This window comes from Lagierella sp. ICN-221743 (genome assembly GCF_037890055.1).
Classification (GTDB): Bacteria; Bacillota; Clostridia; order Tissierellales; family Peptoniphilaceae; genus Mediannikoviicoccus.
In genome coordinates this window covers 1-15953 of the sequence record NZ_JBBKBD010000002.1, presented here as the reverse complement: position 1 = coordinate 15953, position 15953 = coordinate 1, and the positions used below count along the sequence as shown (strand labels likewise).

At 30.1% G+C, this 15953-nt stretch carries 15 protein-coding genes; all 15 read left to right on the top strand.

Annotation, left to right across the window (positions count from 1 at the left end):
* Window position 1 precedes the first annotated feature (1 nt).
* Window positions 2-919: a bifunctional riboflavin kinase/FAD synthetase gene (locus WKS98_RS01135; protein ID WP_498916185.1), complete on the top strand. Its 918-nt coding sequence runs from the start codon at window positions 2-4 to the stop codon at window positions 917-919.
* A 109-nt stretch (window positions 920-1028) separates the two neighbouring features.
* The gene (gene rpsO, locus WKS98_RS01130; RefSeq protein WP_237036331.1) at window positions 1029-1295 is read left to right on the top strand and encodes a 30S ribosomal protein S15; all 267 of its coding nucleotides are present in this window, start codon (window positions 1029-1031) and stop codon (window positions 1293-1295) included.
* A 60-nt stretch (window positions 1296-1355) separates the two neighbouring features.
* Window positions 1356-3452, top strand: a complete 2097-nt coding sequence (locus WKS98_RS01125) for a polyribonucleotide nucleotidyltransferase (protein ID WP_498916182.1) — start codon at window positions 1356-1358, stop codon at window positions 3450-3452.
* 62 nt (window positions 3453-3514) lie between these two features.
* The gene (gene dut, locus WKS98_RS01120) at window positions 3515-3946 is read left to right on the top strand and encodes a dUTP diphosphatase (RefSeq protein WP_498916181.1); all 432 of its coding nucleotides are present in this window, start codon (window positions 3515-3517) and stop codon (window positions 3944-3946) included.
* A gap of 21 nt (window positions 3947-3967) precedes the next feature.
* On the top strand, window positions 3968-6229 hold the full coding sequence (locus tag WKS98_RS01115; protein WP_498916179.1) for a DNA translocase FtsK: 2262 nt from the start codon (window positions 3968-3970) through the stop codon (window positions 6227-6229).
* Window positions 6229-6768, top strand: a complete 540-nt coding sequence (gene pgsA, locus WKS98_RS01110) for a CDP-diacylglycerol--glycerol-3-phosphate 3-phosphatidyltransferase (protein WP_498916177.1) — start codon at window positions 6229-6231, stop codon at window positions 6766-6768. Before WKS98_RS01115 ends, pgsA begins: the two co-directional genes overlap by 1 nt.
* Window positions 6769-6782: 14 nt before the next feature.
* On the top strand, window positions 6783-7838 hold the full coding sequence (gene recA / locus WKS98_RS01105; protein WP_498916175.1) for a recombinase RecA: 1056 nt from the start codon (window positions 6783-6785) through the stop codon (window positions 7836-7838).
* 35 nt (window positions 7839-7873) lie between these two features.
* Entirely contained in the window at window positions 7874-8833 is a 960-nt protein-coding gene (locus tag WKS98_RS01100) for a metallophosphoesterase family protein (protein ID WP_498916173.1), read from the top strand.
* Window positions 8826-10133: an AAA family ATPase gene (locus WKS98_RS01095; RefSeq protein WP_498916171.1), complete on the top strand. Its 1308-nt coding sequence runs from the start codon at window positions 8826-8828 to the stop codon at window positions 10131-10133. Before WKS98_RS01100 ends, WKS98_RS01095 begins: the two co-directional genes overlap by 8 nt.
* A 1-nt stretch (window position 10134) precedes the next feature.
* The gene (locus WKS98_RS01090) at window positions 10135-10380 is read left to right on the top strand and encodes a hypothetical protein (RefSeq protein WP_498916170.1); all 246 of its coding nucleotides are present in this window, start codon (window positions 10135-10137) and stop codon (window positions 10378-10380) included.
* Window positions 10381-11031, top strand: a complete 651-nt coding sequence (locus tag WKS98_RS01085) for a P-loop NTPase family protein (RefSeq protein WP_498916168.1) — start codon at window positions 10381-10383, stop codon at window positions 11029-11031.
* 113 nt (window positions 11032-11144) lie between these two features.
* A complete protein-coding gene (gene rny / locus WKS98_RS01080; RefSeq protein WP_498916167.1) occupies window positions 11145-12689 on the top strand; it encodes a ribonuclease Y in 1545 nt (514 codons plus the stop codon).
* Between the two features lie 65 nt (window positions 12690-12754).
* Window positions 12755-13573: a PHP domain-containing protein gene (locus WKS98_RS01075; protein ID WP_498916166.1), complete on the top strand. Its 819-nt coding sequence runs from the start codon at window positions 12755-12757 to the stop codon at window positions 13571-13573.
* A gap of 7 nt (window positions 13574-13580) precedes the next feature.
* A complete protein-coding gene (locus tag WKS98_RS01070) occupies window positions 13581-14774 on the top strand; it encodes a pyridoxal phosphate-dependent aminotransferase (RefSeq protein WP_498916165.1) in 1194 nt (397 codons plus the stop codon).
* A 237-nt stretch (window positions 14775-15011) separates the two neighbouring features.
* Window positions 15012-15953: tyrosine recombinase XerC (locus tag WKS98_RS01065; RefSeq protein WP_498916164.1), on the top strand; the 942-nt coding region annotated here is incomplete at its 3' end.

Here is a 15953-nt window from a genome sequence, read left to right as displayed (position 1 = left end):
TATGATTATAGATCTAGACAATGAAATAAAGGGAATTACTAAGGATAATTGTATTGTTCTTGGAAATTTTGATGGATTTCACATTGGCCATCAAAAGTTGATTAAAAAATTGTTAGAAGTTTCAGAAAATAAAAATTTAAATCCGTCCATATTATTATTTAAAGAACATACTAAAAGCGCTTTAGATAATGATGAATTCAAATATTTAACTAAACTAAATGACAAAATAGATATATGTAAACAACTTGGACTAGACAATATCTTTATCGTAAATTTTGAAAATATAAAATCATTGACTCCAATAGAATTTTTAAATTTTTTAAAAGATAAATTAAATGTTAAGGGCATTATCGTTGGAGACGACTATACATTTGGTGAATTTGCTAGAGGCGATATTCAATTTATGAAAGAATATTGTGATAAGAACAATATTTTATTTAGCACCATAACTCAAGTTAAATTAGAAGAAAATATTATAAAAAGCACGAATATACGTAGTTTAATTGAAGATGGTAAAGTTGAAAAGGCTGCTATTTTATTAGGCAGACCATACAAGATTAATGGAATTGTTAATCACGGTTTTAAAAGAGGACGTAAACTTGGATTTCCAACTGCAAATATATCTATAGAAAGAGGATATATTTTGCCGAAGGAAGGTGTATATCTTACAAAGACAATTACAGATGATAAAAAAGAATATAACAGTTTGTCCTTTGTAGGGAAGAATATAACTTTTAATGAAGAAGAATTAAAAATTGAAACTTATATTTTAGATTACACTGGTGATTTATATGGAAAGGAAATTTGCATTGAGTTTATGAATTTCATTAGAAGTAACAAAAAGTTTAACGATCCAAAAGACTTGGTAAATCAAATCAACATGGATATTGAATATTCTAGAAAACTATTGAAAAATTAATTTACAACTAACATTTATTATGTTACAATCATATAGTAATACCTTTACGTTGATATTCGATTCCTCAACGATTTCAACAGTAATGGTGAATTAAAATTAGGAGGAAAATATGTTTAGCAAAGAAGAAAAAAAATCAATAATTGAAGAGTACAAGTTAAGTGAATTAGATACAGGTTCACCAGAGGTTCAAATCGCGCTATTATCAAAGAGAATAGCTGATTTAACAGAACATTTAAAACTTCACCCAAAGGATCATCATTCAAGAAGAGGTCTTTTTAAAATGATAGGTAAGAGAAGAGGTCTTCTAAACTATCTTAAAAATAAAGACATTGAAAGATACCGTGAACTTGTTAAAAAATTAAACATTAGAGGATAATATAATAAGAGCGGTATAATACGCTCTTATTTTTGAATTAAGAATTTCTAAGGAGAAAGTATGATAAAGGAATTTAAATACAAAATTGCCGACAAAGAAATTACAGTTACTACTGGAAAAGTTGCAAAACAGGCTAATGGAGCATGTCTTGTGCAATCTGGTGAAACTGTAATATTGGTTACGGCTGTTGCTTCAAAAGAGCCTAGAGAAGGAATAGATTTCTTTCCATTAAGCTGCGATTTTGAAGAAAAATTATATTCAGTAGGTAAAATACCAGGTGGATTTATAAAAAGAGAAGGTAAAGCTACTGAAAAAGCTACACTAATCTCAAGATTAATTGATAGACCACTAAGACCTCTATTCCCAGAAGGATATAAAAATGATGTTCAAATAATTGCAACTTCATTATCTGTAGATCCTGACCATAGCCCGGATATACTTGCTATGATTGGATCTTCCATAGCACTTTCAATTTCTGATATACCATTTAATGGACCTACAGGAGCAGTTGGAGTAGGAATGATAGATGGAGAAGTTATTATAAATCCAACTGTTGAGCAAAAAGAAAAATCAGATCTTGAACTAACTGTTGCTGGTACTGATGAAGCTATTATGATGGTGGAAGCTGGATGCAACAAACTGCAAGAAAAAGATGTATTAAATGCAATTCTTAAAGCTCATGAAGAAATAAAGGGAATATGTAAATTTATAGAAGAAATTCAAAAAGAAATTGGTAAGGAAAAATCTGAATTTACTGTTGAATTACCTGATGAGGATTTAGTTGAAAAAGTTAAGGCTTTTGCTGAATCTAGAATAGTAGACGCTTTAAGAGATGAAGATAAGGTTTCAAGAGAAAATAACATTGATGAAATAATTAAAGAAACTAAAGAACATTTTGAAGAAGAATATCCTGAGTCTGGAAAGATGATTTCAAGCATACTTGAAGAAATTCAAGTTAAAGAAGTTAGAAGACTTATTATTGAAGATAAAATAAGACCTGATAATAGAAAAACAGATGAGATAAGACATTTATCATGCGAAAGAGGACTTCTACCAAGAGCACATGGATCAGGATTATTTACAAGGGGACAAACACAAGTTCTTTCAGTAGTAACACTTGGTTCACCTAGTGATGTTCAAGTACTAGATGGTCTTATTGAGGAAGAAGATAAGAGATACATGCACCAGTACAACTTCCCACCTTACTCTGTAGGAGATACTAGACCTCTTAGGGGGCCTGGAAGAAGGGAAATCGGTCATGGAGCCCTTGCAGAAAGAGCGTTAATTCCAGTTCTTCCAACTGTTGAAGAATTCCCATATACCATAAGAGTTGTTTCTGAAGTCTTAGAATCGAATGGTTCAAGTTCACAAGCATCAGTTTGTGGTTCAACATTAGCATTACTTGATGCAGGAGTTCCTATAACAGATTCTGTTGCGGGAATTGCCATGGGACTTATGAGTGATGGTAATAGTACTACAATCTTAACAGATATTCAAGGACTAGAAGACCACTTTGGAGACATGGACTTTAAAGTTGCTGGAACAAGAAACGGAATTACCGCACTACAAATGGACATAAAAATTGATGGTATTTCTGAAGAAATATTAACTAAAGCTCTTGAACAAGCAAAAACTGCAAGACTTCAAATACTCGATACCATGGATGAACTAATTTCAAAACCAGAAGCAGATATTTCAAAATATGCACCAAGGTTGATGTCTATTAAGATTGAACCAGATAAGGTAAGAGAAGTAATTGGACCTGGTGGAAAGACTATTAACAAGATAATTGATGAAACCGGCGTAACAATAGATACTCAAGATGATGGAACTATAACTATAACAGCCGATACGACTGAAAATGGTCAAAAGGCTATTAAAATGATAGAAGATATAGTTGCTGAAGTAGAAGTTGGAAAATCCTATCTAGGAAAAGTTATGCGAATTACAAACTTTGGCGCTTTCATCGATATATTGAATGGTAAAGAAGGACTACTTCATATATCAAAAATTGCTCATGAAAGAGTTAATAAGGTAGAAGATGTTTTAAATGTTGGAGATGAAGTGCTAGTTAAGGTTACAGAAATCGACAATATGGGACGTATTAACCTTTCAAGAAAAGCATTATTACCAAAACCAGAAGAAAAAAATAAATAAAAATATTAAATTCTAACCAAATAAAACATAGATATTCTATGTTTTATTTTTTAGGAGGTAAAATGATAGTAAAAGTTATAAACAAAAGTAATAATCCTCTTCCAAAATATGCAACGGAAGGTTCAGCAGGACTTGATGTCCATGCATTTTTAAAAGAGCCTGTTATTATAAAGCCATTAGAAAGAAAAATAATACCTACAGGATTATTTCTAGAAATACCTAATGGTTATGAAATCCAGGTAAGGGCAAGGAGCGGAATGTCTATTAAGCATGGAATTACACTGATAAATGGAGTAGGTACAATTGACTCTGACTATCGTGGAGAACTGGGAATACCAGTGGTAAACTTATCAAATGACGAGTATGAAATAAAGAGTGGAGATAAGGTTGCTCAAATCATTTTAGCTAAATATGAGCATTTAGAGTTTAAATTAGAAGAAAGTTTAGAAGAAACAGATAGAAGTGATGGAGGATTTGGTCATACAGGCTATTAATTCCATTTATTGGAGGCAGTTTTGGGAAGAAAAACAAATACAAAAAAAATTTCACTCAAAAATTTAAAACTAAAAAACATTCTATTTTTTATTTCTATTTTACTTGTAATCTCATTTATATGTATTGTAGGAAAAAACACTGGAGTTTTTGGGAAAAAGATAAAAGAATTTTATTTTAATATCTTTGGAGTTGGCTCCTTTATTATAGTGCCGGCTATTTTATCACATCTTCTTCTTGTTGTGTTTAATAAGATAAATAAAAAGATTCATATTTCCTTTGCTCTTTTATATTTGTTATTTATTCTAGGACTTACTATACTAGACCTAAATACAAATATCGGAGATACATTGGTTATTAGAAAAGAGAATTCGCTAATTTTAGCTAATCACTTTCAAGGCGCTGGTCTTTTAGGTTCATCAATTTGTCACTTTCTACTAACTTCCATTGGAAAAGTGGGCATTTATATATCAACTATAATTGCATTATTCTTTTCAGGAGTTTACATTTTAGATGTAGAAATGAAGTCGTTAAGAGATGATATTGTTACATTTTTTAAGAAGTTAGGTGAAATAATAGATATTTTCATTAACAAGGTAAAAGAACTTTTAGATAAAACTTCTAATAAAGATAAAATACCTTCAAGAGAACAAAATGTAAAAGTAAGTAATACTATAAAAAGTGAGCCTATTATTGATAAAACACATAAGAAGGATGTTGATAGAGAGTTTATAACTTTTAATACTTATGATGATTCAGATACGAAAGAAAAAGACTCTAAAACTGATGAAATTGAAAAAGTTGAAGATTTCTCAGAACAATTAGAGATAGAAAAAAATATTTTATCTAAAACTAAAGTTAATAGTGTTTATAAATTTCCGCCTATTCAACTTTTAAAAGATCCTATTAAAACTTCAGGGGATTCAAAGCAAATTTTATTAGAGAAGGCAAGCAAAATAGAGGAGACTTTATCAAGTTTTGGAATTGAATGTAGAGTTGTTTCAATTAATAAGGGTCCAACAGTTACAAGCTTTGAACTTGAACCACCTTTAGGAGTAAAAGTGAGTAAGATTGTAAACCTTTCAGATGATTTGGCATTGGCATTAGCTTCTCCGGACATAAGGATAGAAGCTCCAATTCCTGGAAAATCCCTGGTAGGTATTGAAGTTCCAAATTCTAATAAAGAGATGGTATTTTTCAAAGAGATTATAGATTCTGAAGAGTTTACAAATCTTTCTAGCCCACTTCCACTAGGACTTGGAAAGGATATTCAGGGAAATACCATAGTGTCGTCCATAGAAAAAATGCCTCACTTACTTATAGCAGGAGCTACAGGATCTGGTAAGTCAGTATGTATAAATTCGATTATTTTGAGCATACTATTTAAATCAAACCCAGATGATGTTAAGATGATATTAGTGGATCCAAAAGTTGTAGAACTAGGAATATATAATGATATACCACATCTTGCAATACCAGTTGTAACAAATCCTAAAAAGGCAAGTTTTGCATTAAACTGGGCAATTAGTGAAATGGAGAGAAGATATAAAATTTTCTCAAACAATTATGTAAAAGACATAAAGGCTTATAATGTAAAGAGTGCTGAAGAAGATTTAGAAAAACTACCATATATTGTAATTATAATAGATGAGTTATCGGATCTTATGATGGTAGCCGCAGGAGAAGTTGAAGATGCAATAACAAGACTTGCCCAAATGGCAAGAGCTTGTGGAATTCATTTAATTATTGCCACACAAAGACCTTCAGTTGACGTTATAACAGGAACTATTAAAGCAAATATTCCTTCTAGAATTTCCTTTGCAGTATCTTCACAAATAGATTCTAGAACAATTCTAGATATGTCTGGAGCAGAGAAACTTTTAGGCAGGGGAGACATGCTATTCTTACCTTCAGGACAATCGAAACCAATAAGAATACAAGGTGCTTTTATTTCTGATAAGGAAGTTGAGAATATAGTATCCTACTTAAAGAATAAAAATGAATCCGACTACGATAGAGATATAATTGAAAACATCGAGAAGACAACAGAACAGGCAAATAAGCAATCTGGTACGGACGAGCTATTTAATGAAGCCGTTAAGATTGTAATAGAGGAAGACTCCGCATCTATTTCGATGTTACAGCGTAGAATGAAGATAGGCTATGCAAGAGCTGGAAGAATTATAGATGAAATGGCAGAAATGGGTATAATATCTGGGTATGAAGGTAGTAAGCCTAGAAGAGTATTAGTAGATAAAAATTATTTAGAGGAACTTGATGTATAATGAATATAGCAAATAAATTAACAACTTTAAGACTTTTTTTGATACCTGTGTTTGTAGCAGCAGTTATGCAATTTTCAATAAAGAGTCCAATACCAGGAATCATATTTTTAGTTGCCGCAATTACAGATTTTTTTGATGGCCACTTAGCAAGAAGTAGAAATTTAGTTACTACATTTGGTAAGTTTATAGACCCTCTTGCTGATAAGATGTTGGTTGCATCAGCTTTAATAATGTTTATAGAACAAGGTATATTTCCTGCATGGACAGTTGTAATAGTTATAGCAAGAGAATTCTTAATAACTGGATTTAGAATAATTGCAGCTTCTGAAGGGGTAACAATTGCAGCTAGCAAATGGGGAAAATCAAAAACAGTAACACAATTTGTGGCAATTGTAATGGTACTTTTTATGTCAAAATTAACTTTTATTCCCTTTACAATAACAAGTGTAATCTACTACATTTCAGTAGCACTAACTGTTATTTCAGGAATGGATTATATAATTAAGAATAAAGAAGTATTGGATTTAGAAAATATTTAAGGAGAGTAAGAGCTATGAATATTTCAAGTGATAAGAACAAAAACGAATCGATACAAAACGCTTTTAAGCATATTGAAAAGCAATATGGTAAAGGTGCGGTTATGATTTTAGGCGAAGCACCTAAACAACAAATAGACTCTATTTCTACAGGTGCAATTAACTTAGATATAGCACTTGGTATTGGTGGTATACCTAGAGGAAGGATCATTGAAATTTATGGACCCGAATCTTCAGGTAAGACTACTCTTGCCCTTCACATTATTGCAGAAGCGCAAAAAAAGGGCGGTATTGCTGCATTTGTCGATGCAGAACATGCCCTTGATCCTATCTATGCCAGAAATTTAGGTGTAAATATAGATCAACTTATTGTATCTCAACCAGATACAGGAGAACAAGGACTAGAAATTGCAGAATCACTAGTTAGAAGTAGTGCTATAGATGTCGTAGTTGTAGACTCTGTAGCTGCTTTGGTACCAAGAGCAGAAATAGACGGAGATATGGGTGCTACCCATGTTGGCCTTCAAGCAAGACTTATGTCTCAAGCATTAAGAAAACTAGCGGGCGCTATTTCTAAAAGTAACACTTCTGTAATATTTATAAATCAACTTAGAGAAAAAGTTGGAGTTATGTTTGGAAACCCAGAAACTACAACTGGTGGTAGAGCTCTTAAATTCTACTCTTCTGTAAGAATGGAAGTAAGAAGGGGAGAGGCTATTAAACAAGGTGAAGATATTATTGGTAATAGAACAAGAGTAAAGGTAGTAAAAAACAAAGTAGCTCCACCTTTTAAACAAGTTGAATTTGATATTATGTATGGTCAAGGAATTTCTAAATTAGGTACTATTCTGGACATGGCATCCGATATAGATATAATTAAAAAAGCAGGAGCATGGTATTCTTATGGAGATGAAAGACTTGGTCAAGGTAGAGAAAATGCTAAAGAGTATTTAGAACAAAATCCAGATTTACTTAATGAAATAACTGAAAAAGTATATAGCCATTTCAATATAGCTGGTCATGAAGTTGAAGAAGCTACACTGGATTTTAGTACAGATATAGAAAATGATTAAGCCTCCTGAAAAGGAGGTTTTGTTATAGGTGAAATATGAAATTTTTATTTTTTACAGACACTCATATAAGAGCTTCAAATCCATCATCCAGAAAAGATGACTATATAGAGTCTTTAAAACTTAAATTTAAAGAAGTCGGTGAAATTGCAAAAGAAAACAATGTAGATTATATTCTTCATGGTGGAGATTTATTTGATAGGCCTGATGTTCCTGTAAGAATAGTTGGTGATTTTGCAAATATTTTAAATTCTTATAACAAACCTATCTATATTATTTCCGGTAATCATGATATATATGGACATAATCCTAAAACAGTCGAAAGATCTATGCTAGGACTTTTAAATCAAATCAATTTTGTAAAATTAATTAATTTTAAAGAGCCTATCATACTTATAAAGGATAATTTAAAAGTTCAGATTTCAGGTGTTCCGTATATTTACGATATAGACTCTAACTACAAGGATTATTATTTTCCAACAAGACTGGAAGGCGTAGATTATCATATAGTCATGATTCACAGTTTTTTAATAGATAAACCATTTATTGACTCTATCAGTCATACCTTAATTGATGAAATAAAGGACGTAGATGCGGATATAGTACTAGCTGGGCATTATCATTCAGGTTTTGGTATAAAACGATTTAATGACAGATATTTTGTTAATCCAGGCTCTTTAGCAAGAACATATAATTCAACTGCAGAAATTAATAGAACTCCAGAAGTTGCTATTATTGAACTTTCAAAAGAAGAAATAAAAATAGATGAGATAAAATTAAAGTCTGCAAAAAAAGGCGAAGATGTATTTAACAAAGCTGAAGATAGATATAAAATAAAAAATGAGCAAATAGAAAACTTTAAGCAACTCATCAGAACAAGTGGAAACTTAGAAAACTATAATACTCTTGAAATTTTAAAAGAAATCTCAAAGGAGAAGAATTTTCCTAAGCATATTGTAGATGAAGCCATAAAAAGGTTGGGAGAGGTAAATGAATAACGATATTAAGATAGAGTATATTGAAATAGAAAACTTCCAATCACATTCGCATACTAAACTTGTATTAGATGAAGGTGTAAATGTCATAATAGGGCCTTCAGATAGTGGTAAAACAGCAGTTATTAGAGCTATGAAGTGGATTTTCTTTAATGAGCCATCCGGTACAGATATTATTAAAAAGGGAGAAACTGAAGCTAAAGTTACCTTAAAACTTAACACTGGAGTTAAGATTATTAGAGGAAGAGACAAAAGTAAAAACTATTATGAGATAGTCACTGGGGACGGCGAAGTTCAAAGATTTGAAGGTTTTGGACTAACTGTGCCACAAGAGGTAATAGAAATAACTGGAATTAATAAAATTGATCTTGGAAATATTAAAATGTCACTAAATATTGCTGAACAATTAGAAAGTCCTTTTCTAATTACAGATAGCCCTTCAATTAAAGCAAATGCCCTTGGAAAATTAGCTGGTGTTGACATTATAGATAAGGCACTTGGAAATTTATCTAAAGATATCTACGAGATAAACAACGATAGAAAATCAATTGAAAAGGAAATAAAAAACCAAGAAAGTTTTTTAGAAAGTTTTAAATATTTGGATGAAGAAAAGGTTAAGATAGAACGGTTTGAAAATATTTTTCACCAAGTTGATGAATATAAAACTAAACTAAGTCTTTTAACAAGCTTAGAGAAAAAATATAAAAACAACTTAGAAAGGACAAATGAAACAAAAAAATATTTAGAAAAGTATAAAAACTTAGATGAACTTTTTATCATATATGAAAAGCTTATTTTAAAAGAAAATAATCTTAAAATTTATTTGAATTTAAATAATAGATTAGTATACACCGATTCAAAAATTAAAGAATTAAATTTATTTTTAAAAAAAGTGGATACCGACAAAGTTTATGATATTTATTCTAAGAGTTTTGAAATATATAAAAATCTAGAAAAGTACAATTTAGCTTACAAGAATTATACTAATATTAACAAACAGATAGGCCAGTTGGAAAATATTTTAAAAAAATATCCCGATACAGAAAAATTAGATAAATTAGTATTAGAGCTTTCACATTTAAATATAAAAAAAGAAAAAATGGAAAGTTTAAAAGTTAAGTATGATCACATAAATCAAAAGTTAAATGAAGGAAATAAGTATATTACTAAGTTAATTTCTAACTATAAAGCAGCTGTTAATACTTATATAGAACTTTTAAAAGAAAGCGGAACATGCCCTATATGCTATAACAAAATTGATGATAAACACATAGAGAGTATTCTTAAAGAATTTGAGGTTTAAAATGGAACAAAATACAGATTATAATTCTAAATTAAATGAATTGAAGAACAAATTGGATGTTGCAAAAGCAAATAAAACCAAAGCAGAAGGTATGCTTGAAACTTTGAACAATAATAAAGAAGAAATTATAGTTTCAATTAGAGAAATGGGAATTGAGCCAGAAGATCTTGAAAATGAAATATTAAATTTACAAACACAAATAGATAGTTTACTATTTGAAGCTGAAAAGTTATTAGCAGAGGAATAAATGTTAGAATTTAATTACGATAATCTTAAAGATTCATTCATAGATAAAAAAAACAAATATTATCAAGCTATTGGAGAAAAGAAATCTATTGAAAATAATTTAGAAAGATTAAAGGATAATCTTAAAAAATTAAATGAAGAATCAGAAGACCTGATACTTGTGGATACACTTTTAAAAGAAACTGCGGATTTTTCACGTCTACAATCATCGAAAGAGATAGAAGCTATCGTAACCACATGTTTGGATTTAGTATTTAATTCAAAAATGGAGTTTAAGATTGAGTTAAGTCAATTAAGAGGTAAAAATTCTGCGGAGTTTTTTATAATTGAAATGGATAAAGATAAAAAATATACTTACAAAATAGAGGATACAAGAGGTGGGGGAGTGATAGATATACTTTCTCTTGCACTTAGAATTGCATTTATATTAAAAATTCACCCTTCAATAGAGGGCCCAATTGTCCTTGATGAACCTGCAAAACATGTTAGTGATGACTATGTCTTCAATATAGCAGATTTTATTAAAAAGATATCTGAGGAATTTGGAAAGCAAATAATTATAATTTCTCATAACGAACATCTTGCATCTATAGGAGATAAAAGTTATAAAATATACAAAGAAAACTTAAGTTCCATAGTAGATGAGCTTTAAATGTAACAACTTGACTTTTAGTCGTGAAAACCTTATAATTTATTTATATGTATGATTATTAAATGTAATTATTCATATAAGAATCTTGAAAATTTAATAGAGGGGGCTTGTCAATGGACAATAATATTATTACTATAATTGCAAGTTTGATAACCCTTGTAATCGGCTTGGCAGTCGGTTTTTTAATCAGGAAAAACATTGCAGAAAAACAAATTGGTTCAGCAGAAGCTCATGCAGCTCAAATTATTAATGATGCTGGAAGAGAAGCTGAAACAACTAAAAAAGCGATGCTTTTGGAAGCTAAAGATGAGATATTTAAATTAAGAACCGATCAAGAAAATGAAAATCGAGAAAGAAGATTGGAAATTCAAAAATCTGAAAAAAGAATTCTTCAAAAAGAAGAAAACTTAGAAAAAAAGAGCGAAAAGTTAGACTCAAAAATTCAAAAACTTGAATCTGATTTGAAAGATGTTGAAGAAAAAAACATAGAAGTTCAGCAACTTTTAGAAAAGCAAAATACTGAATTAGAGAGAATAGCTGGACTTACTGAAGAAGAAGCTAAAGAAATTCTACTTTCAGATTTAAAAGAAAAAGTAACACATGAACAAGCAATGATTATTAAGGAATTAGAATCAGAAACTAGAGATAAGGCTGATGATATCGCTAGAGATTTAGTAACAGCATCTATACAAAGATATGCAGCAGACTTTGTAGCGGAATCTACAGTTTCAGTTGTTTCACTGCCTAATGATGAAATGAAGGGTAGGATTATTGGTAGAGAAGGTAGAAATATAAAGGCCTTTGAAACACTTACAGGTGTGGATTTGATTATTGATGATACTCCTGAAGCAGTTGTATTATCCGCTTTTAACCCAGTTAGACGTGAAGTAGCTAGATTAACATTAGAAAAGCTAATAATGGACGGTAGAATTCACCCTACAAGAATCGAAGATCTTTTTGAGAAATCAACTCAAGAAGTTGAACAGGCAATTAAAAAACATGGAGAAGATGCATGTTATGAAATTGGACTACATGGGATACATCCTGAATTAGTAAAACTATTAGGTAAGCTAAATTACAGAACAAGCTATGGACAAAATGTACTTAAACACTCTGTAGAAGTTGCTCATATAGCAGGAATGTTAGCACAGGAAGTCGGAGCAGATGTAAGACTTGCCAAAAGAGGTGGCCTAATGCATGATATAGGTAAAGCAATAGATCATGAAATTGAAGGATCTCATGTTCAACTAGGTGTTCAAGCAGCTAAAAGATACAAAGAAAGAGCTGAAGTTATTAACTGTATTGAATCACATCATGGTGATGTGGAGCCAACTTGTATTGAAGCTATTTTGGTACAAGCAGCTGATGCTATTTCTGCAGCTAGACCGGGAGCTAGAAGAGAGGCTCTTGAATCTTATATTCAAAGGCTTGAAAATCTTGAAACAATAGCAAATTCTTTTGAAAGTGTTGAAAGTTCTTTTGCTATTCAAGCTGGAAGAGAGCTTAGAATTATGGTAAAACCAGAAAAGATTTCAGAAGACGAAATGATTTTACTTGCGAGGGACGTGGCTTCAAGAATTGAAAGTGAACTTGAATATCCTGGACAAATAAAAGTAAATGTTGTTAGAGAAATCAGAGCAATAGATTACGCAAAATAATATATTAAACAAATTCTACTTCTGTAGGATTTGTTTTTTTTATGGTAATATTAATTGGAGGCACTATGTTTGATTTACATATTCACAGTATTTATTCAGATGGAAATTTAAATCCAGAAAGTATAATAGATATTTTAAAAGAACAAAAAATTCGAGGATTTTCTATAACTGATCATGATTGTTTAGATGGTCTAGAAGAAGCGGCGACCATTTCAAAGAAGTATAATATTAAATTTATTCCAGGTATAGAATTTGGAGTTTCTTATAAGAAAAGAGAAATACATGTCCTTGGATACTATATAGACTATAAAAATGAAAAACTAAATGATTTTGTAGCTAAACTAAAAGATGATAGAAAGATACGAATTAATAAAACTTTATCTAGATTAAATGAACTTAATATTAGAATCAAGGAAAGTGATTTATATAAGTACAAAGGAAGTGATTTTGTATCAAGATCACATATAGCAATGTACTTGGTAGATAATAATTATGTTAATAGCATAAATGAAGCTTTTGAAAAGTACCTTGGTGATAGTGGATCTGCATACATCGAAAAAAATGAAGTGGAGCTTAAAGATGTTTTAGATATTATTAAAAAATCATCTGGTGTATCTGTACTTGCTCATCCATTTAGAATGACTGAAAATGAGATTATAGAAATTATAAATTGTGGAATTGATGGAATTGAAGTTATTAATTCTAAGCACAATAAGGATAATATAATAAAATTGATGAAATTAGCAGATGAATATAATTTAATTCCAACTGCAGGTAGCGATTGCCACGGAAAATTATATAATAAAGAATATTTAATGGGAAAGTTCTTATGCCCAAACTCGTCAATAAAAAGGCTTGAGAATCTACACGATTTAAGAAAGTAGGTATAAAATGTATAACATTAAAGCAACAGAAGTAAAACCATCTATTACTTTAGAACTATCATCTAAGGCTAAAAGATTAAAGTCAGAAGGAAAGAAAATAATAAATTTAACAGTTGGCGAACCTAATTTTTGTACTCCCAATTATATTGTAAAAGGTGCACTAGAGGGTATTGAAAAAGGATTTACAAAATACACACAAACTTCTGGAATTATAGAATTAAAGGAAGAAATTGTTAAAAAGTTAAATGGCTTTAATAATATTAAATATAATAGCTCCAATATTTTAGTATCAACAGGAGCTAAACAATGCCTGTTCAACGCTATTTTTTCCATTGTAAATGATGGAGATGAAGTTATTATACCAAGTCCTTATTGGGTTAGTTATACTGAAATGGTAAGACTTTCAGGTGGAAAATCAGTTATTGTTGATACATCAAAGGAAAATGAATTTAAGATAAATGTTAAAATTCTTGATGAAAAATTAACAAACAAAACGAAGATATTAATTTTAAATAATCCAAACAATCCTACTGGTTCAGTTTATAATGAGTCTGAACTTAAAGAAATTGGAAATTGGGCTGTTAAAAACAATATAATAATAATTGCAGACGAAATATATGAAAGACTTACTTATGATAGCAAACATGTTAGTATTGCATCATTAAGTGAAGAAATTAAAAATATTACCATAACAATTAGTGGATTTTCAAAAACATATGCAATGACCGGATGGAGACTTGGTTACTGCGCTGCACATGAAGATATTATAAAAATAATGAATGCGGTCCAAAGTCATACTACAGCATGTGCAAACTCCATTGCACAATACGCTGGATACGTGGCACTTAGAGATGAATCAAAACATAATGACATAACAAATATGATTGATGAATTTAATAACCGCCGTAAAAAAGCTATTGATTTTATTTCAAAAAATTCAAATCTTGCTATTAACTCGCCAAAGGGAGCTTTTTATATCTTTATTAATATTGAATCTCTAAAAGATAAATCCTTTAATGGAAAAATTTTAAACAGTTCAATAGATATTTCTGAAGTATTACTTGATGAATTTAATATTGCAGTTGTTCCAGGAATAGGTTTTGGAAATGATGATTATATACGAATTTCATATGCAGCAGATGAAGAACTAATTATTGAAGGTATTAAAAGGATTATAGAATTAGAAAAATTAGCAAAATAGTCTTAATGGTGGTAGTTTCCTTTTAAAGTCGTTTTTGATATGTTGATGAGTATTTAGTCATAAAATTATTTTAAATGCCTTAGAACGCAAAATAAGACCTTGTTTTTATTCTGAGATCTATGATATTAATAAAAAATCTCTTTACACATTTGGATTTATGCTATATAATAAATTTGATGAATTTTGTCACAAAACTATTATTTTGCGACAAAACAAAAAAATGAAAAAAGGTGACTTATGAAAGACTACCCTCTTATACTAATAGATTTTTTAGATTATATTGAAACAATAAAAGGACATTCCTCCTCCACTACTAAGGAGTATGGATATAGTATTTCTTGTTTCTTAAAGTACATTATATATCGATTCAACATGGACAAATATAAAAAAGAAGAAATTGATGAAATTAATATTAAAGAATTTCCCGAAGGCTATTTGGATAAAATTGAACTTGCAGATCTACATTCATATCTTGCTTACACAGATAGGTATAAAAATCATTCTACTACTACTAGAGCAAGAACTGCTTCTAGCCTTAGGACTTTTTTTGATTACTTGTATAAAATAAGAAAGATGATTTCAAATGATCCTGCTCATAATTTAGAAACTCCAAAAATAGAAAAGAAAAATCCAGTTTATTTAACCTTAGATGAAGCAAAGAGATTAATAAATGCTGTAAAAAACGTTGAAGATGAATTTGTACAAAAAAGAGATCTTGCAATAATACTCCTTTTTTTAAACTGTGGACTTAGACTTAACGAACTAACGAATATAAAAATTTCTGATTTTAAAGATGACACAATAAACGTAACTGGAAAGGGAAATAAAGAAAGAACTATTTACTTAAATAGTGTATGTAACAAAGCCATAGATGACTATTTAAAGATTAGACCAGATATAGAAGACCCTTATCTCTTTATCAGTAATAGAAACTCTAAAATAAGCAATCGTACTGTACAAAGAAGAGTTGATTTCTATTTAGAAGAAGCTGGATTAGATACAAATGTATTTTCAGTCCATAAATTGAGACATACTGCTGCTACTTTGATGTATAAGTATGGAGATGTAGATATATTGCTTTTAAAAGAGATTCTAGGCCACGAGAATGTATCTACTACTCAAATATATACCCACGTGGATGATGAAGGTCTTAGAGATGCTATTTCAAAAAATCCACTA